Origin of the sequence: Paracoccus limosus (assembly GCF_009711185.1) — a bacterium.
Classification (GTDB): Bacteria; Pseudomonadota; Alphaproteobacteria; order Rhodobacterales; family Rhodobacteraceae; genus Paracoccus; species Paracoccus limosus.
Map to the genome: position 1 here is coordinate 108443 of NZ_WMIF01000005.1, position 19519 is coordinate 127961.

The window sequence follows — 19519 nt, forward strand, 5'->3', positions numbered from 1 at the left end:
TCTAACCCATTCAAGGAGCAGAACAAATGGCTGCGAAAGAAGTCAAGTTCAACACCGATGCCCGCGACCGCATGCTGAAAGGCGTGAACATCCTCGCGGATGCCGTGAAAGTCACCCTCGGCCCGAAAGGCCGCAACGTGGTGATCGACAAGTCCTTCGGCGCCCCGCGCATCACCAAGGACGGCGTTTCGGTCGCCAAGGAAATCGAACTGTCGGACAAGTTCGAAAACATGGGCGCCCAGATGGTCCGCGAAGTCGCTTCGCGCACCAATGACGAAGCTGGCGACGGCACCACCACCGCCACCGTCCTGGCCCAGGCCATCATCAAAGAAGGCATGAAGTCGGTTGCGGCCGGCCTGAACCCGATGGACCTGAAACGCGGCATCGACCTGGCCACCGCCAAAGTCGTCGAAGCGATCAAAGCCGCCTCGCGCCCGGTCAATGACTCGGCCGAAGTCGCGCAAGTCGGCACCATCTCGGCCAATGGCGAAGCCTTCATCGGCCAGCAGATCGCCGAAGCCATGCAGAAAGTTGGCAACGAGGGTGTGATCACCGTCGAAGAAAACAAAGGCATGGAGACCGAAGTCGAAGTCGTCGAAGGCATGCAGTTCGACCGCGGCTACCTCTCGCCCTATTTCGTGACCAACGCCGACAAGATGGTTGCGGATCTGGAAGACGCCTACATCCTGCTGCACGAGAAAAAACTCTCGTCGCTGCAGCCGATGGTCCCGCTGCTGGAAGCCGTGATCCAGTCGCAAAAGCCGCTGCTGATCATCGCCGAGGACGTCGAAGGCGAGGCTCTGGCCACGCTGGTCGTCAACAAGCTGCGTGGCGGCCTGAAAATCGCTGCCGTCAAGGCTCCGGGCTTCGGCGATCGCCGCAAGGCCATGCTGCAGGACATCGCGATCCTGACCGGCGGTCAGGTCATCTCGGAAGATCTGGGCATGAAACTGGAAAACGTCACCGTCGATATGCTCGGCCGGGCGAAAAAAGTTTCGATCAACAAGGACAACACCACCATCGTCGATGGCAATGGTGAGAAAGCCGAGATCGAAGCCCGCGTTTCGCAAATCCGTCAGCAGATCGAGGAAACCACCTCGGACTACGACCGCGAGAAACTGCAAGAGCGCGTGGCCAAACTGGCCGGTGGCGTTGCCGTCATCCGCGTCGGCGGCATGACCGAGATCGAAGTGAAAGAGCGTAAAGACCGCGTCGATGACGCCCTGAACGCGACCCGTGCAGCCGTGCAAGAAGGCGTTGTCGTCGGTGGCGGCGTGGCGCTGGTGCAAGGCGGCAAGGCGCTGGAAGGTCTGACCGGTGCGAACTCGGATCAGGACGCCGGCATCGCCATCGTCCGCCGCGCTCTGGAAGCTCCGATGCGCCAGATCGCTGAAAACGCCGGCGTCGATGGCGCTGTCGTGGCCGGCAAGGTCCGCGAGTCGACCGACAAGACCTTCGGCTTCAACGCCCAGACCGAAGAATATGGCGACATGTTCAAATTCGGCGTGATCGACCCGGCGAAAGTCGTCCGCACCGCTCTGGAAGACGCGGCGTCGGTGGCTGGCCTGCTGATCACCACCGAGGCGATGATTGCCGAAAAGCCCGAGCCGAAAGCCGCTGCCGGCGGCATGCCCGACATGGGCGGCATGGGCGGCATGATGTAATCATCCGCTGTCGCAAGACTGCAGAGAGGGCCGTCCCGAAAGGGGCGGCTTTTTTGGGTTTGGAGGGCATTTTGCATAGTCGTCGACGAACATTTGTGAAGATGTCATGCTCGTCATACCAAAAATTTGACTGGCACGCTTCTCTCATTATTCTTGACGAAAATTTTCCGCGCTGTGAGAGCTACCTTGACTGACGCACTTCCTGATACACTCTGCCACTATACTACCTACTCTGGATTGGCAGGAATTCTACAATCCAAAGAGCTGTGGTGCACTCACTTACATTATCTTAACGACAGCCAGGAACTCTTTCATGGCGCAGGTGCGCTCGGAAGAGTTTTTTCAATGGGTGGACTTGGACCGATAGAGGGGATAAGTATTGATGAAATCGAACTTGAAATTTCAAGATCGAATATATTTGCTGGATCATTCTGCAAAAACGACGATCTCTTGAGTCAATGGCGGGGCTACTCAGGCGGCAGCGGCGTGTCAATTTCATTTGACCCCCAGTCCCTGAAAGAGAACGCGATCTCTCAAGGCTTTACCCTTAAGGAATGTCTTTACGAATTTAACAGCCAAGGCACTTCCCTTCAGGGCCTTTCCGTCAGCCACATGACCAATCGTAAACTTGACATGAGAGACGAGGGGAAGAAAGAAAAATATATCCGTCAACTCCTCGATTTTATAGCTAGGTGCAAACACCCATCTTTTAGCGAAGAGCAAGAATGGAGGATTCTAAAAAATGCAGAGAGCAAAACCAACGATATATGCGTAAGTCCTCAACCGAATGGACTTAGGCCTTACGTAAAATTCAGTCTCGATAGAAAAGATACAGGCGGAAGGAACGACCTGTGCATAAAGTCAATCAGGATTGGACCCCACCCTCATCAAGATCTGCAGGCGAATGCCGTCAAAAAACTGGCCCGGCAGCACGGCATTTACCTACACGAGGACCCGAAAATATCCGAGATTCCGTTCCGCCAAGTATAAGTATACACTACATGTGAAAGCATAAACGCTGGTCGGAAGCATAGGTTCTTTGTAGAAACTGAAAGTAGGGACAAATGACCACCGCCTCCTGCCTCTGCACCGCCGTCCGCGTCATCGCGCAAGGCGCGCCCAACCGGGTGGCGATCTGCCATTGCATGGATTGCCGCAAGCATCACGGCGCGGTCTTCTACGCCGCCGCGATCTTTGCGCGCAGCGCCGTCGCGATCACCGGTCCCACCGCCTCATGGCAGGGCCGGCATTTCTGCCCGACCTGCGGCAGCTCGGTCTTTGCCGAGACCGGGGACGAAATCGAGCTGCATCTGGGCGCGCTGGACGCGCCCGATCAGTTCCGCCCCGATTACGAAAGCTGGACCATCCGGCGCGAAAGCTGGCTGCCGCCACTCGCAGCCGTGCAACATCCCCGCGACCGCTGAAACCGCCCGCGCCACATGGCCGACACCCGGTGTACGCGCGGTGTACGGCCGCTGCACGTCCGGATCAGAGAAAAACCCGGCAAATGCCGGGTTTTCCGCCGTTTCACGCCGGACGCTGCATCACGCAACGCGCGCCGCCGTTGCGCGGGCGTCAGCGCAGGCTGCCCACCGCGCGATCCAGATGCGTATAGCCGCCGTCCGGGAACAGCCATTGCCCGGTGGTGTGGCTGGCGCGGTCCGACAGCAGAAAGGCGCAGGTGTCGGCGATCTCGCGCGCGGTGGTCATGCGTGCCTCCAGCGGGATGCGGCGGGTGATCGCCTCCAGTGCGGCCTCGGGGTCGGGCAGCGTCTCCAGCCAGCGGCTGTAAAGCGGCGTCATCACCTCGGCCACGACGATGGCATTGACGCGCACGCCATAGGGCAGGAACTCGACCGCCCATTCGCGGGTCAGGCCCAGCTGCGCCGCCTTGGCCGCGACATAGGCCGAGGTGCCGCCCTGCCCGGTCAGCGCGGTTTTCGAGGTGATGTTGACCACCGCGCCCCGGCTGGCCTTGAGATCCTCGGCCAAGAGATCAAGCATGGTATAGTAATGCACCAGATTCTGGTTAAGGCTGGCGCGGAACGCCTCGGGGCCGCAGCCCAGACCGACGCCATCATTGGCGCCGGCATTGTTGACAAGACCATGCACTGCGCCATGCCGGTCCCGGATCGCCTGAACCGCCGCGCGGCAGGCGGCATCATCCGCCAGCTCGGCCTGATGAAATTCGGCACCGACGCGCGCCAGCCAGCCGGCATCGGGCCCGCTGCGCGAGACGATGGCGACGCGCGCGCCCTCTTCACGCAGCACCTCGGTAATCCCCGCGCCGATGCCCGAGCCGCCGCCCGTCACCACCACCAGCCGGTCTTGCAGATGCAGATCCATCACAGCCCCCGAAAGCGATAAGTTTCAAGGCTCTCCGGCCGCATCTCGATCGAGAACCCCGGCAGGGACGGCGGCATATAGGCCGCATTCACAATGGTGCAGGGGTCCAGGAAATGCTCGTGCAGGTGATCGACATATTCGATCACCCGGCCCTCGCGCGTGCCGGCGATGCACAGATAGTCGATCATCGACATGTGCTGGACATATTCGCACAGGCCCACGCCGCCGGCATGCGGACAGACCTTCAGCCCGTATTTCGCCGCCATCAGCATCACCGCCAGCACCTCGTTCAGGCCGCCCATGCGGCAACTGTCGATCTGCACGACGTCGATGGCGCCCTCCATGATGAACTGCTTGAACATGATGCGGTTCTGACACATCTCTCCGGTGGCGACCTCGACCGGGGCCACGCCCGCGCGGATGCGGCGGTGGCCGGCGATGTCGTCGGGGCTGGTCGGTTCCTCGATGAACCACGGCTTGGCGAAGGCCAGCTTGCCGACCCAGTCGATGGCCTGATCCACCTCCCAGACCTGATTGGCGTCGATCATCAGCTTCACATCCGGGCCGATCTCGTCGCGGGCGATGGTCAGGCGGCGGATGTCGTCATCAAGATCGCGGCCGACCTTCATCTTGATATGGCGAAAGCCCGCATCGACCGCTTCGCGGCAAAGCCGGCGCAGCTTGGTGTCGTCATAGCCAAGCCAGCCGGCGCTGGTCGTGTAACAGGGGTAACCTTCGGCCCTGAGCGTGGCGATGCGATCCGCCTTGCCCGCCGCCTGCGCGGTCAGAAATTCCAGCGCCCATTCCGGCGTGATGCAATCGGTCAGGTAGCGAAAGTCGATGCAGCGCACCAGTTCGGCCGGCGTCATCTCGGCCACCAGCTGCCAGACGGGCTTGCCCGCGGATTTCGCCCACAGATCCCAGGCGGCATTGACCACGGCCCCGGTCGCCAGATGGATCGCCCCCTTGTCCGGGCCGATCCAGCGCAGCTGGCTGTCGCTGGTCATATGCCGCCAGAACCGGCCCATGTCCTGTGCGATCCAGCCCAGATCCAAGCCCACGACCAAGGGCCGCAGCGCCTCGATGGCGGCCACGCAGATCTCGTTGCCGCGCCCGATGGTAAAGGTCAGCCCATGCCCCTGATGCGGCCCATCCGTTTCAAGGATCACATAGGCCGCCGAGTAATCGGGGTCGGGGTTCATCGCATCCGAACCGTCCAGCTGCGCGCTGGTGGGAAAGCGCACATCCACGGTGCGCAGGCCGGTGATCTTGGTCATGGTCTTGCCTTGTCATGCTGGACCTCCGCCCCGGCCACGCGCCGGGGCGGAGGCAGGGTCATCAGTCGTAGAGCACGGCGGCGATCTTGGGATCGTCGATATTGCTCTTGTCATACCAGTAAAAGCCGGTGTCGATCTGCTTGGGCACCGCCTCGCCCTTGGCGGCGGCGACGGCGGCCTTGACCGTCTCATAGCCGATGCCGACCGGGTTCTGGGTGATGGCGCCGGCCATGCTGCCGTCGCGGATCGCATCCTTTTGCGCCCTGCCCGAGTCAAAGCCGATCACCACGATCTTGGCGCCCATCTCGCGCACGCCGTTCAGGACGCCGATGGCCGAGCCCTCATTGGTGCCGAAGATGCCCTTGATATCGGGATTGGCGGCAAGGATCGCCTTGGTGATCTCGGTCGATTTCAGCTGGTCGCCGTCGCCATATTCGGTCGCGATCACCTCGATCTTGGGGTATTTCTCCTTGATCTCGTTCAGGAAACCGTCGCGGCGGTCGATGCCGGTGGTCGAGGTCTGGCTGTGGCCGACGACGGCGATCTTGCCCTCGCCGCCCAAGAACTCGGCCATCTTGTCGGCGGCCAGCGCCGAGGCGGCAAGGTTGTCGGTCGAGGCGGTGGCGACGGGAATGTCGCCCTCGACCCCCGAGTCAAAGGCGATGACCGGGATCTTGGCCGCCTGCGCCTGTTTCAGTTGTGGGATCAGCGCCTGACTGTCCAGCGCCGCCAGCCCGATGGCCGAGGGCTTTTTCGCCAGCGCCGCCGCCAGCATGTCCATCTGCTTGTCGACCTGGGTTTCGTTGTCGGGCCCGTCGAAGCTGACATCGACGCCCAGATCAGCCCCGGCCTTGTCGGCGCCCTGCTTGACCGCCTGCCAGAACTGGTGCTGGAACCCCTTGGAGATCAGCGCCACATACATCTTGTCCTGAGCCATGGCCGCATGGCCGCCGCCCAGAAGCGAAAGGGCAGCAACCGCCCCCATCAACGCGCGTCTAGTGAACATGTGTTCCTCCCTGATGTTCACGGTGAATCAGTGGCTGCCGCGGCGACGCAGCTGGTCGGCATAGACCGCGACGATGATGATGACGCCGGTGACGACCGTCTGCCATTCCGGCGCGACCGACAGCACCCGCAGCCCGTTGGTCAGCACCGACATGATCAGCGCCCCGATCAGCGTGCCAAGGATGGTGCCGCGCCCGCCCGACAGCGAGGTGCCGCCGATGACCACGGCCGCAATCGCCTCCAGCTCATAGCCCAGCCCCAGCGCCGGCTGCGCCGAGTTGAGCCGGCTGGAGATCAAAAGCCCCGCAATGCCGCAGATGCCGCCGGCCAGCGCATAGATCGCCATCTTCCAGCGGTCGGTATTCACGCCCGACAGGCGCACCGCCTCTTCGTTCGATCCCAGCGCGAATGTATAGCGCCCCAGCACCGTGCGGCCGAGGATCCATGCGACCAGACCCGCCACCGCAAACAGGATCAGCACCCCGTTCGGGACCGGAAACGCCGGCAGCATCCGGCCGATGACCGAGCCCTGCGAGATCAGCGTATAGCCCTCGGTGCCGTTGAAATAGATCGGCTTGGTGCCGGTCACGATCAGCGACAGTCCCTTGAGCACCAGCATCATCCCCAGCGTGGCAATAAAGGGCGGGATGCGCGCCTTGGCGACCAGCGTCCCCGAGATCAGCCCGCAGGCCGCCCCGGTGCCGATCGCGGCCAAGATGCCCAGCGGCAAGGGCATCCCGCCCCAGGTCAGCACCACCCCGGTCATCACGGCGGTAAAGGTCATCATCGTGCCGATGGACAGGTCGATCCCGCCGGTGATGATGATCATGGTCACGCCGACGGCCAGAACGCCGTTGACCGAGGTCGCCTGCAGGATCGACAGGATATTGTCGATCTGGAAAAAGCGCGGGCTGGCCAGCGAAAAGCCCGCCACCAGCACGATAAGGCTGGCGAATGCCAGCAGCTTTTGCTGTGCGCTGCCCGAACGGCGCGCCTCTTGCCGCTCGATGCCGATATCGGTCATGCGGTGCCCCCCTGCCGCTCTGTGGCCAGTTCCATGATCGCCTGCTGCGATGAGGCCGCCGGCAGGATGCCTGTCAGCCGCCCCTCGCACATCACCGCGATGCGATGCGACAGGCGCAGCACCTCGGGCATCTCGCTGGAAATGACGATGATCGCCTTGCCCGCCGCCGCGAGATCAGTGAGCAGGTGATAGATTTCCGCCTTGGCGCCGACATCGATGCCGCGCGTCGGCTCGTCAAAGATCAGGATGTCGCAATCGCGCAAAAGCCATTTCGCGATCACCACCTTTTGCTGGTTGCCGCCCGACAGGAAACGCACCTCCTGCCGGTCGCCGGGGGTACGGATGCGCAGCCGCGCGATATGGTCGCGCGCCACCTTGCGCAGCCCCGGCTCATCAAGCCGCCCCAGCCGGTCGGTAAAGCGCGCCAGACTGGCCATGGCGATATTGGCGCGCACATCCATGCCAAGCGCCAGCCCGTAATGCTTGCGATCCTCGGAGAGATAGCCGATCCCGGCCCGCACCGCGTCATGCGGGCTGCGGATGCGCGCCGGGCGGCCATGGATCAGGATCTCGCCGCCATCAGCAGGCTCGGCGCCAAAGATGGCGCGGGCAAGCTCGGTCCGGCCGGCACCCATCAGCCCGGCAAAGCCCAGAATCTCGCCCTTTTTCAGCGAAAAGCTGATGTCGCGCAGCTCGGTCCCGCGCGTCAGGCCGCGCACCTCCAGCGCCACCGGCGCCTGCGCCAGATCGGGGACCACCACCTGTTCATCGCCGATCTCGCGCCCGACCATCATTGCGATGATGCTGCCGATGGCGGTGGTGGCGGCATCGACGGTGGCGACATGGGCGCCGTCGCGCATGACGGTGATGCGGTCCGAGATGCGCTTGATCTCGTCCATCTTGTGGCTGATGTAGATGATGCCCACGCCCTCGTCGCGCAGCTGGCGGATGATGCTGAACAGCTCGGCGATCTCGGCATCGTTCAGCGCGGCGGTGGGTTCGTCCATGATCAGCACGCGCGGGCGATAGCTCAGCGCCTTGGCGATCTCGATCATCTGCTGGCGCGCGATGGACAGGCTGGCGACCGGCGTGCGCGGGTCCAGCCGCAGGTTCATGCGCGCAAAGATCGCGGCGGTATCGGCGTTCTGGCGCGCCTCGTCGATGCGGCCCAAGGACAGGCGCGGCTCGCGCCCGATCCAGATGTTCTGCGCCGCCGTCAGGTCGCGCATCAGCGCCAGTTCCTGATGGATGATGCCGATGCCAAGCGCCTGCGACGCGCGCGGATCGGCGATCTGGACCTCGGCCCCGTCGATCAGGATGCGGCCGCCATCGGGGCGATAGACGCCGGACAGGATTTTCATCAGCGTCGATTTGCCGGCGCCGTTTTCGCCCATCAGCGCGTGAACCTCGCCGGCGCGCAGCTCGAAGCCCACCGATTTCAGCGCGTGGACGCCGGGGAAATGCTTGTCGATCCCCTGCATCCGCACCAGTTCGCGCCCGGCCGTCATGGCGCCACCCCGTAGAAACGCGCGCCATTGCCGCCCATGATCGCGGCGCGCTCGGGCGCGGCCAGCCGGGCCAGCAGGCTGTCGGTCAGCTCCAGCCAGTCGCCATGGCTGGCCGCCAGCGTCAGCACCGGCCAGTCGCTGCCCCAGATCAGCCGCTCGGGCCCGAACCAGTCCAGCAGCGGCGCAAGGATGGCGTGCAGCGCCGGCAAGGGATCGCGCAGCGCCTCGGGCGGCAATTCGGTCATCAGGCCCGACAGCTTGCAATGCACACCCGGCAGCGCCGCCAGCACCCGCATCCCCGCCGCCCATGCGGCCTGTTCGCCCGGCTGCGGCTTGGCGGCATGGTCGATCACCACCGGCAGGCCGGGATTGCGGGCGATGAACTGCGCCAAAGGCCCCAGATGGCGCCGCGTCACCAGCGCGTCGAAGCGCAGACCCAGGGCCGGCAGAGCGGCCAGCACCTCGGGATGCGGCGCGGTCAGGATCCAGTCATCCTCGGCAATGTCCTGCAACATCGGGCGGATGCCGACCAGCCGGCCCGCGCGGGCGCGCAGCGCCGCGACCGAGTCGGGATCGGCCAGATCGGCCCAGCCCACCACGCCGCGAATGCGCGGATCGTCCAGCCCCAGCAGGAAATCCGTCTCGGCCAGCGTGGGCGCGGCCTGCACCGCGATCACCGCAATATCGGCGGGATAATCCGGCGGCAGGAAATCCCGGCGGATCGGTGCCAGCGGGCTGCCGCTTCCGGCCAGCCAGCCATAATCGCCCCGATCAAGGCGCCAGAAATGACAATGGGCATCCAGTTTCTGCATCGCCGCCCCTCCCCTGGCTGCGGATGAGACGGATCAGATGGTCACGCCTCCGTCGACAAGCAGCGCCTGGCCGGTGACGAAACGGCTTTCATCCGACAGCAGGTAGACGACCATCGGCGACATGTCGTCGACCGTGGCCAGCCGCCCCATCGGCTGGCGGGCGATAAAATCCTTTTCCGCCTGCACCGGATCGGCCGAGGCGGCGATGCGGCCGCGCAGGCTGGGCGTGTCCACGGTGCCGGGGCAGAGCGCGTTGCAGCGGATGCCCTGTTTCACGAAATCGGCGGCGATGGCCTTGGTCAGCCCGATCACCGCCGCCTTGGTCGTGCCATAGGCGCAGCGGTTCGGGAACCCTTTCACCGACGAGGCCATCGAGGCCATGTTCAGGATGGAGGCGGTGCCGGTGTCGCGCGCCCGCTGCAGCATTCCCGGCAGGCAGGCCCGCGTCAGCCGCATCATCGCGGTGACGTTCAGCGCCAAGGCGAAATCCCAATCGGCGTCGGTCAGCTCCAGCACCGAGCCGTTGTGCACCACGCCCGCGCAGTTGAAGAGCCCGTCGAGCGGCCCGACTTCGGCGGCGATCGCGGCGACGGCGCTGGCATCGGTCACGTCCAGCACGGCGGTGCGGATGCCCTCCAGCCCCTGCAACAGCGCGCCGTCGCGGTCGGTGGCGATGACCGTCGCGCCCTCTTGCGCCATGGCAATCGCGGCGGCGCGGCCCATGCCCTGCCCGGCGGCGGTTACCAGAATGGTCTTGCCCGAAAGCCGCATCCGACCCTCCCCTGTCGTCAGCAATTCTTATATGAATAGTCTATTCATCTATGAATACTTGACGCAAGCAGATTCAGGCGCAGGATTTGCGAAACCGGCACGAAGGGGGCGGCACGATGCAGACGGGCACAGAGGATCCGGCCGAGGGCCGTTATCGCGCGCCGGCGCTGGACAAGGGGCTGGACATTCTTGAGGTGCTGGCCGAGCAGGCGCGCGGCCTGACCCGGACCGAGATCGTCAAGGCGCTGGGACTGAGCCCGTCGCAGATCTACCGGATGCTGGAACGGCTGGTGGCGCGTGGCTATGTGACGCGGCTGGACGGCGACCGCTATGCGCTGACCATGCGCATGTTCCTGCTGGCGACGCGCCACCCGCCGCTGCGCCGGCTTTTGGCCGAGGCGCAGCCTCTGATGGACGAATTTTCGGGCCGGATCGGGCAATCCTGCCATCTGGTGGTGCCCGAACGCGGCGCGGGTATCGTGGTGGCGCAGGCCAGCCCCATCGGGCATTGGGAATTCCGGGCGCGGCTGGGCGCGCAGCTTGACCTGTTCACGACCAGCTCGGGGCTGACGCTGCTGGCATTTCAAGACCCGGCCGGGATCACGCAGACGCTGGGCTGCTGGGGCATCGCGGGCGCCGACGAACGGCTGGCCGGGGTGGCGCCGCATCTGGCAGAGGTGCGCGCACGCGGCGCGCGTGTCGCCCCCTCGGGGCAGCTGGCCGGCGTCACCGATATCAGCGTGCCCGTGCCGGGCCCGGGCGGCATGGCGGTGGCGGTGCTGACCTGCGCCTTTATCGACCATCCCGATGCGGCGCAAATCCATGACCGCGACTCCGCGCTGGCGGCGCTGCACGAGGTCGCCCGGACGCTGGCCGCGGCCGAGGCACCACCTGCCTGATACGGCCCGCCGGACGTTTCGGCACAATCGCAAGAAGAACAGCCGCGCGCCGCAGCGCCACGCCGCAATCATGGGCAGAACGGCCCTGCCCCGGCCGCAGGCGGCGGCAATGGGCAAGATCCCGCAGCTTCTGGGATTTTCGCGCTTTCCTTTGTATTTTGCTTGCCATTCCGGCCTGTCAGGCCCTAGCGATGACTCCGTCCGGGCTTGCTTGGCCCGCGTTCCGATCCGACCGAACGGAGTTTCGATCTTGCGCCTTCGCAGACCCGCCCCCTTGCGCGCCACAGCCCTTGCCCTGATGCTGGCCCCGCTGCTGTCCGCACCTGCCGCCCTTGCCCAGGACGGTGCCGGCACGACCGCCAGCACCGCCACCGCCGCGCCCGCCGCCGAGCCCGCCTTTGCCCCCGTGCTGGGTCAGGCGCAGGTGTTCAGCTTTGACGTGCTGACCCAGCGCGCCCGCGATCTGGCACGCCAGCCGTGGCAGGCGCCGGTGGTCGAACAGCCCGATGTGCTGGAAAAGATCGACTATGACGCGCATTGGAAGATCCGCTTCCGCCCCGAGGAAACCGTGCGCGTCGGCGATGTGCCGGTGCAGTTCTTTCATCTGGGCACCTATTTCCGCACCCCGGTCAAGATCAGCACGGTCGACGACGGCAAGGCCCGCCAGATCCAGTATGACCCGCGCTTCTTTGACATGCCCGCCGACAGCCCGGCGCGGCAACTGACGCGCGGCACCGGCTTTGCCGGCTTCCGGCTGATGGACCCGGATCTAAAGACCGACTGGATCAGCTTTCTGGGCGCGAGCTATTTCCGCACCTCGGGGCCCTTCGGGCAATATGGCCTGTCGGCGCGCGGGCTGGCGATCGATTCGGGCATGTCCACGCCCGAGGAATTCCCGCTGTTCACCGAATTCTACATCGAAAAGCCCAGCGATGGCCGCGCCGATGTGACGCTTTATGCGCTGATGGACAGCCCCTCGGTGTCAGGCGCCTATCGCATGGACATCAGCAAGGGCGCCACCGGCGAGGGGCAGGTGATGCAGATCAGCTCGAAGCTGTTCTTCCGCAATTCGGTCGAACGGCTGGGCATCGCGCCGCTGACCTCGATGTATTGGTATTCGGAAACCAACCGCGTGCTGGCCTTTGACTGGCGCCCCGAGGTGCATGACGCCGACGGGCTGATGATGGTCATGGGCAATGGCGAACAGATCTGGCGCCCGCTGATGAACCCGCCGCGCGTGGTCACGTCAAGCTTTGCGACCGAAAACCCGCAGGGCTTTGGCCTGATCCAGCGCGACCGCGACTTTGACAATTACGAAGACGACGGCGTGTTCTACAACAAGCGCGCCTCGGTCTGGATCCAGCCGCAGGGCGATTGGGGTCAGGGTCAGGTTCAGCTGATCGAGATCCCGACCGATGACGAGGTCTATGACAATATCGTCGCCTTCTGGAACCCGGCGCAAAAGCCGCAGCCGGGGCAAGAGATGGACTTTTCCTATACCCTGTCATGGGTCGATCAGCCGCCGGTCGCGCAGCCGCTGGCCCATACGGTGGCGACCCGCATCGGCGCCGGCGGTGTGCCCGGCCTGCCCCGGCCCGATGACGAGCTGAAGATCGCCATCGATTTTGACGGCGGCCAGATCGGCAAGCTGGGTCAGCAGGATGGCGTGACCCCGGTGGTCAGCGTGCCCGATGGCGTCAAGGTCGTGCAAAGCTATGCCCTGCCGGTGGTCGGCACCACGCGCTGGCGGCTGATCTTTGACATCGCCGCCCCGGGGATCGAGACCGCCGATCTGCGCGCCTATCTGGAAAAGGACGGGCAAGCCCTGACCGAGACATGGCTGGGTCAGGTCCATCCCGAACAGTTCGCTCGCGCCCGCCCCGGCTACAACCCGCCCGATCCGCAACCAGCGGCGGCGCAGTAAGAAACGCACCCTTCGCGCGGACCAACCGCGCGGAGGGGATCTGACCGGGCCGCGCCTAGCCCTGTTCGCTGCCGTCCAACCGCTCGACACGGCGCAGCTGCGGGAACAGCCGCATCCACAGGATGACGACGCCGATGGTGCCGATCCCGCCCAGCACCGCCGTGGCGACCGGCCCGATGGCCCCGGCCAGCATCCCCGATTCGAACTCGCCCAGCTGGTTCGAGGTGCCGATGAACAGCGAGTTCACCGCATTGACCCGACCGCGCATTTCGTCCGGGGTCATCAGCTGCACCAGCGAGCTGCGCACCACGACGCTGACATTGTCCGCAGCCCCGGTCACGGCCAGTGCCGCAATCGACAGCGCGATATTGCGCGACAGCGCAAAGACCACGGTGGCAAGGCCAAAGACCGCGACCGCCATGAACATCTTGCGTCCCGCGCCCTGCGTGATCGGCCGCCGCGCCAGAACAAAGGACATGAGCAGCGCCCCGACCGCCGGCGCCGCCCGCAACAGCCCCATGCCCAAAGGCCCGGCCCTGAGGATGTCGCTGGCAAAGATCGGCAACAGCGCCGTCGCGCCCCCCAGCAGCACCGCGAACAGATCCAGCGAGATCGTGCCAAGGATCGCCGGGCGCGAACGGATGAAGCTGATGCCGGCGAAGACGCTGCCAAGGCTGATCGGCGTGCGCGCCACCGCCCGCACCGCCAGCCGGATCGAGATGACATTATAGGCCGCGACCGCAAACAGCAGCGCCGCGACGATAAAGGGCACCCGCTCGCCCAGACCATACATCAGCCCGCCCAGCGACGGGCCGACGATAAAGGCGGTCTGCATGAACGAGGTCGAGGTGGCGATGGCGCGCTGCAACATCGACACCGGCACGATATTGGGCAAAAGCGAGGCCATGGTCGGCCGCTCAAAGGCCTGACAGGCGCCCATCACCCCGGCGGCCAGCAGCATCAGCACCGGCGTCAGCACGCCCAGCCAGACCCCGACCGCGACGGCGGCCACGGCCAGCGCCTCGATCCCCTGACAGGCCAGACCGATGCGGCGGCGGTCGAAACGGTCCACCACCGGCCCCGCCACCAGCGTCAGCACCGCCATCGGCGCGAATTGCGCCAGCCCCAGCCAGCCCAGCATATAGGCGTTCTGGGTCTGGTCATACAGCATCCAGCCAAGCGCCACCGCCAGCGACTGGAACCCCAGCTGCGAGCAGACTCGGGACGAGATAAAATGCCGGTAATTGCCATTGGCCAGAACCCGGTCCTGTCCGGCCGGATTGGCTGTGCTGTCGTCGCTGGTCATGCCTGTCGCCCCCGCAAGGCGGCGCTCGCCATCACCGGACACGACGCGCCGCGCCGGCAGGCGGCGGATGGCCGCGCGCCGGTCCAATTCCATGCGCCGACCGGCATCGGCGCCCTCGTCCGGCGAACTGCCATACCAGCCGCCTTCACCGCGCCCTAGTCCCGCCGGCGGCCCCTGTCAAGCCAGCCGGCAGGCGCCGGTTACTCGGCGACGCAATCGGCGTAGAAATGGATCCGCCCGTCCGGCCCGACCTCTTGCACCAGACCGTGGATATCGGTTTCGAAACCGGGGCACTCCTGCGCGAATTCGCGGTTGAATTTCAGGTATTGCACGATCTTTTCGTTAAAGACCTCGCCCGGGATCAGCAGCGGGATGCCCGGCGGATAGGGCGTGACCAGACTGGTGGTGATGCGCCCCACCAGATCGTCGATCGGCACGCGCTGGGTGGTGCGCTGCGCGATATGGGCGAAGGCGTCGGTGGGCTTCATCGCCGGGGTCAGGTCGCTGAGATACATCTCGGTCGAGAGCACGGCGACATCGTATTTGGCATAAAGCGCATGGACGTGATCGCACAGGTCGCGCAGGCCCATCTGCTTGTAGCGCGGCTGTTTCTGGCAGAATTCCGGCATGACGCGCCACAGCGGCTGGTTGCGGCCGAAATCGTCCTTGAACTGTTGCAGCGCGGTCAGCAGCGTGTTCCAGCGGCCCTTGGTGATGCCGATGGTGAACATCACGAAGAAGCTGTAAAGCCCGGTCTTTTCGACCACGACGCCATGTTCGGCCAGATATTTGGTGACGATGCTGGCCGGGATGCCCCATTCCTCGAAGCGGCCATCAAGGTTCAGGCCGGGGGTGATGATCGTGGCCTTGATCGGGTCGAGCATGTTGAAGCCCGGCGCCATGTCGCCAAAGCCATGCCAGCTGTCCTCGCCATCGCGCTGCACGCCCTCGGCGTCGGTGCGGCGCAGCACCCAGTCCTTGGTGCGGCCGATGCCCTCTTCTTCCAGCTCTTCGGGGCCCCAGACCTGGAACCACCAGTCGTCATCGCCGAATTCGGCATCGACCTTGCGCATGGCGCGGCGGAAATCCAGCGCCTCAAGGATGGATTCCTCGACCAGTGCGGTGCCGCCCGGCGGCTCCATCATCGCCGCCGCCACATCGCAGCTGGCGATGATCGAATATTGCGGACTGGTCGAGGTGTGCATCAGATAGGCTTCGTTGAAGAGATGCCGGTCCAGATGCGTGGACTGGCTGTCCTGCACCAGAACGTGGCTGGCCTGACTGATGCCGGCCAGCAGCTTGTGGATCGATTGCGACGCATAGACCATCGATTCCTTGGTCCGCCCGCGCTTGCGGCCCATGGCGTGATAGCTGCCATAGAAGGGGTGGAAGGCGGCGTGCGGCAGCCATGCCTCGTCGAAATGCAGGTTCTCGACATAGCCGTCCAGCAGGCCCTTGATGACCTCGGTGTTGTAAAGCACGCCGTCATAGGTCGATTGCGTCAGCGTCATGATGCGCGGCTTGACGGAGTCGGCATCGACCCCCTGCAACAGCGGGTTGGCGCGGATCTTGTCCTTGATCGTCTCGGGCTCGAACTCGCTATAGGGGATCGGGCCGATGATGCCGAAATGGTTGCGCGTCGGTTTCAGGAACACCGGGATCGCGCCGGTCATGATGATCGAATGCAGGATCGACTTGTGGCAGTTGCGGTCGACGACCACGACATCGCCCGGCGCCACCGTGTGGTGCCAGACCATCTTGTTGCTGGTCGAGGTGCCATTGGTGACAAAGAAACAGTGATCGGCGTTGAAGATCCGCGCCGCATTGCGTTCGGATTCGCCGATGGCGCCGTTGTGGTCCAGAAGCTGGCCCAGTTCCTCGACCGCGTTGCAGACATCGGCGCGCAGCATGTTTTCACCATAGAACTGGTGATACATCTGGCCGATGGGCGACTTCAGAAAGGCCACGCCGCCGGAATGGCCGGGGCAGTGCCACGAATAGGACCCATCCTCGGCGTAATCCAGCAGCGCCTTGAAGAAGGGCGGCTGGATGCCTTCCAGATAGCTCTTGGCCTCGCGGATGATGTGGCGGGCGACGAATTCCGGCGTATCCTCGAAGGCGTGGATAAAGCCGTGCAGTTCGCGCAGGATGTCATTGGGCAGGTGGCGCGAGGTCTTGGTCTCGCCATAGACATAGATCGGCACATCGGCGTTCTTCCAGCGCACTTCCTCGATGAAGTTGCGCAGGTTGACGATCACCGGGTCCAGTTCCGGGCCGGGGCTGAATTCCTCGTCGTCGATAGAGAGCACAAAGGCCGAGGCGCGCGACTGCTGCTGCGCGAATTGCGACAGATCGCCATAGCTGGTGACGCCCAGCACCTCGAAGCCCTCATCCTCGATGGCCGTGGCCAACGCCCGGATGCCAAGCCCGGACGAGTTCTCGGACCGGAAGTCTTCGTCGATGATCACGATGGGAAAGCGGAATTTCATGGGCATCCTCGCAGGGTGCAAACAGCGGGCGGCAGGGCAGACCGTGCCGGACGAGACGAACCCCCTGCCCGCTTGCGCCGGTCAAGGATCGGATGCTTTCTTTCCGCTGATCCGCGCAAGGTCAAGGGCCGCCATGCCGCGGAACGCCGCTTGGGCGCGATTGTGACCCAAGGGCGCGGTCAGGGTGCCAGAGGTGTCACACGATCGTCAAGTTGCAGTTGCAAAAACGTCAGATCCAGCCATTGCCCGAACTTGGCGCCGACCTCGCGCATCTCGCCCACGCGAGCGAATCCCAGCGACTCGTGCAGCCGGATCGAGCCGGTGTTGCCCGCCTCGATGGCCGCGACCATGACATGCCTGCCCTGATCGCGCGCCCGGCCGATCAGCGCCTGCATCAGGGCCCGCCCGATGCCCGCGCCGCGCCGCGCCTGATCGACATAGACCGAATGTTCGACCGTATGGCGATAGCCGTCAAAGGCGCGCCATGCCCCGAACGTGGCATAGCCCAGCACGCCATCCTGATCATCGACCGCCACCAGCACGACATAGCCCTGCCGCTGACGCTCGGTCAGCCATGCCAGCCGGTTGGCGGCGTCCACCAGCGTCTCGTTCCAGACCGCCGTGGTATGCGCCACGGCATGATTATAGATCGCGGCAATCGCCGCAGCGTCGCGCCCTTCGGCGTCGCGGATCCGCATGGTCCTGCCCCCGTTCCCGTCCGTCAATGGCCGCCGCAGTCACAGCCGCCCTGCCAATGCGCCTTGCGCGAGGTCTGGCCGATGCCGGGGTTCATGGTATTGGTCGGATCGAGCGCGCGATAGAACCCGGCCAGCGCCGGCTTGGCGTGATAGAGATGGCCGACGTTATGCTCGGCCGGGTATTCGGCGCCGCGCCGGTCCAGCAGATCCCACATCGCATGTTCCAGCGCCAGACAATCCTGACCCTTGGCCACGACGTAATCCTGATGGAAGACATGGCAAAAGAAATGCCCGTAATAGAGCTTTTTCAGGATGGCGCCGTCGATCTCGGGCGGAAGGTGTTCGACCCAGTCGCGGTCATTGCGGCGCAGCGCGATGTCCAGCGCCACGATATCCTCGACCTCGCGGGCATGAATGGCACGGTAGCGGTTCGCGGCCCCCGCCACGGCAAAGCGGTGCAGAAAGGCCGCTGCGCCCTCGTCGGGGGTGCATTCGAAAAAGCCGCCCTGCGCGGTCGGGAACATCGCCGACAGCAGCGCCCGCGCCTCGGCGATGCCGGGGCCGGCCATGCGCAACAGCAGGTGATGTTCATAGCGGTCGCGGAAATCGTTCATCCGCGCCGGCAGGTGCTGCGGCATCAGCCCGGCGATGCCCTGCGCGATCCGGTCCGACAGGGTGGTGCCCAGCCGCAGCCTTTCGGTCAGCGCGTCGATGCGCGCCTTGGTGGCAAACAGCGCCGGCACCCGCTGCGCGCCCAGCTTGCGGATGAACAGGAACGTGTCCTTGCCATAGCGCGCCGCCACGTCATAGGCATCGCGGTGGATATATTCCCCGGCCACCGGCAGGTTCTGGAAATCGGCCAGAATGGTGCGGCGGATCGCGGTCAGCTCGGCCGGGTCGTTGCTGCCGATATAGAACACCGCCGTCTCGCGCTCGGCCTGAAACGTGTCCAGCCGCACGGCAAAGACCGCAAGCTTGCCGGCGCAGCCCGCCACCTCGCGCAGCCGGCGCGGGTCGGCGTTGAAGCGCGCGGGCGTGTCGGCATCGACCTGACGCACATGGTCCTGATATTCGTGGTCCGAGGCCCAGGCCTCGGTCGGCGCGGGCACGGGCAGCTGGCCCGCCTCGACGCGCTGCAGGATGGTTTCCGGGTCGTCGCCCAGATCCAGCCCCAGATGGTTGACCAGCGCGACCGAGCCATCGGCGCGCACCTCGGCATAAAGCGACAGCTCGGTATAGGCCGGACCACGCCGGATCAGCGCCCCACCCGAGTTGTTGCAGATCCCGCCCAGAACCGAGGCGCCGATACAGCTGGAGCCGATCACCGAATGCGGCTCGCGGCCCAGCGGGCGCAGCGTGCTCTCCAGCCGGTCCAGCGTCGCGCCGGGCAGACACAGCACCTGCTTGCCCGCCTCCAGCAGATGGATGCCGGTCAGACGCATGACGCTGATCAGCACGATCTCGCGGTCATAATCCTCGCCCCAGGGGGTCGAGCCGCCGGTCAGCCCGGTATTGGCCGCCTGCACGATCACCGCCCGGCCAGCCGCGACGGCGGCCTGCAGCACGCGCCACATCTCGACCAGCGAACCGGGGCGCACCACGGCCGCGACCGGCCCGCCGCCAAAGCGGATGCCGCGGGTATAGCGCCGGGTGGCGCGCGGCGCCGTCAGCACCTCGCCCGGCCCGACGATTGCCGCAAGCTGGCGCAACAGATCCTGCCGGTCGGGAAGAGAGGGGGTCGTCTGAGGCATCATGGCATGGTCCTTGTTGGCCGGGCGCGTCGATCCTAACGCGCG

Annotated in this window: 16 protein-coding genes; 5 read left to right on the forward strand and 11 right to left on the reverse strand. The window is 65.0% G+C overall.

What is annotated here, in order from left to right:
• Positions 1 to 26 precede the first annotated feature (26 nt).
• The 3 genes from groL to GL279_RS05600 all read left to right on the forward strand — a co-directional run bounded on the left by groL (position 27) and on the right by GL279_RS05600 (position 3088).
• Positions 27 to 1664 (forward strand): chaperonin GroEL, encoded by a 1638-nt coding sequence (gene groL / locus GL279_RS05590; protein WP_155063625.1) that lies wholly within the window; start codon positions 27 to 29, stop codon positions 1662 to 1664.
• 186 nt (positions 1665 to 1850) lie between these two features.
• Positions 1851 to 2654: a DUF2971 domain-containing protein gene (locus GL279_RS05595; RefSeq protein WP_155063626.1), complete on the forward strand. Its 804-nt coding sequence runs from the start codon at positions 1851 to 1853 to the stop codon at positions 2652 to 2654.
• Positions 2655 to 2728: 74 nt separating this feature from the next.
• Positions 2729 to 3088, forward strand: coding sequence for a GFA family protein (locus GL279_RS05600; protein ID WP_155063627.1), 360 nt, complete (start codon positions 2729 to 2731; stop codon positions 3086 to 3088).
• Between the two features lie 151 nt (positions 3089 to 3239).
• Here the strand turns inward: GL279_RS05600 and GL279_RS05605 are convergent, their stop codons facing one another.
• The 7 genes from GL279_RS05605 to GL279_RS05635 form a co-directional block, all read right to left on the reverse strand.
• A complete protein-coding gene (locus GL279_RS05605) occupies positions 3240 to 4010 on the reverse strand; it encodes an L-fucose dehydrogenase (RefSeq protein WP_155063628.1) in 771 nt (256 codons plus the stop codon).
• Positions 4010 to 5287 (reverse strand): L-fuconate dehydratase, encoded by a 1278-nt coding sequence (locus GL279_RS05610; RefSeq protein ID WP_155063629.1) that lies wholly within the window; start codon positions 5285 to 5287, stop codon positions 4010 to 4012. Before GL279_RS05610 ends, GL279_RS05605 begins: the two co-directional genes overlap by 1 nt.
• Before the next feature lie 61 nt (positions 5288 to 5348).
• Positions 5349 to 6293 (reverse strand): ABC transporter substrate-binding protein, encoded by a 945-nt coding sequence (locus GL279_RS05615; RefSeq protein ID WP_155063630.1) that lies wholly within the window; start codon positions 6291 to 6293, stop codon positions 5349 to 5351.
• A gap of 27 nt (positions 6294 to 6320) precedes the next feature.
• Positions 6321 to 7316: an ABC transporter permease gene (locus tag GL279_RS05620; RefSeq protein WP_155063631.1), complete on the reverse strand. Its 996-nt coding sequence runs from the start codon at positions 7314 to 7316 to the stop codon at positions 6321 to 6323.
• On the reverse strand, positions 7313 to 8824 hold the full coding sequence (locus GL279_RS05625) for a sugar ABC transporter ATP-binding protein (protein WP_211371257.1): 1512 nt from the start codon (positions 8822 to 8824) through the stop codon (positions 7313 to 7315). The genes GL279_RS05620 and GL279_RS05625 overlap by 4 nt, the downstream gene beginning before the upstream one ends.
• The gene (locus GL279_RS05630) at positions 8821 to 9636 is read right to left on the reverse strand and encodes an amidohydrolase family protein (protein ID WP_155063632.1); all 816 of its coding nucleotides are present in this window, start codon (positions 9634 to 9636) and stop codon (positions 8821 to 8823) included. Before GL279_RS05630 ends, GL279_RS05625 begins: the two co-directional genes overlap by 4 nt.
• Positions 9637 to 9669: 33 nt before the next feature.
• A complete protein-coding gene (locus GL279_RS05635) occupies positions 9670 to 10407 on the reverse strand; it encodes an SDR family oxidoreductase (RefSeq protein WP_155063633.1) in 738 nt (245 codons plus the stop codon).
• Positions 10408 to 10523: 116 nt separating this feature from the next.
• Between GL279_RS05635 and GL279_RS05640 the strand changes: the two genes are divergently transcribed.
• Together GL279_RS05640 and GL279_RS05645 are read left to right on the forward strand one after the other, a co-directional pair.
• Complete coding sequence (locus tag GL279_RS05640; RefSeq protein ID WP_155063634.1) at positions 10524 to 11306, forward strand: IclR family transcriptional regulator; 783 nt, start codon at positions 10524 to 10526, stop codon at positions 11304 to 11306.
• Positions 11307 to 11556: 250 nt separating this feature from the next.
• The gene (locus GL279_RS05645; RefSeq protein WP_246175180.1) at positions 11557 to 13230 is read left to right on the forward strand and encodes an OpgD/OpgG family glucan biosynthesis protein; all 1674 of its coding nucleotides are present in this window, start codon (positions 11557 to 11559) and stop codon (positions 13228 to 13230) included.
• Between the two features lie 55 nt (positions 13231 to 13285).
• On the opposite strand, the gene GL279_RS05650 is transcribed toward GL279_RS05645, so the two are convergent.
• The 4 genes from GL279_RS05650 to dld form a co-directional block, all read right to left on the reverse strand.
• Positions 13286 to 14629, reverse strand: coding sequence for an MFS transporter (locus GL279_RS05650; RefSeq protein WP_211371258.1), 1344 nt, complete (start codon positions 14627 to 14629; stop codon positions 13286 to 13288).
• A 107-nt stretch (positions 14630 to 14736) separates the two neighbouring features.
• The gene (locus GL279_RS05655) at positions 14737 to 17025 is read right to left on the reverse strand and encodes an arginine/lysine/ornithine decarboxylase (protein WP_155063635.1); all 2289 of its coding nucleotides are present in this window, start codon (positions 17023 to 17025) and stop codon (positions 14737 to 14739) included.
• 179 nt (positions 17026 to 17204) lie between these two features.
• Entirely contained in the window at positions 17205 to 17723 is a 519-nt protein-coding gene (locus GL279_RS05660; protein WP_155063636.1) for a GNAT family N-acetyltransferase, read from the reverse strand.
• A 23-nt stretch (positions 17724 to 17746) separates the two neighbouring features.
• Entirely contained in the window at positions 17747 to 19477 is a 1731-nt protein-coding gene (gene dld, locus GL279_RS05665; protein ID WP_155063637.1) for a D-lactate dehydrogenase, read from the reverse strand.
• Between the last annotated feature and the right edge of the window lie 42 nt (positions 19478 to 19519).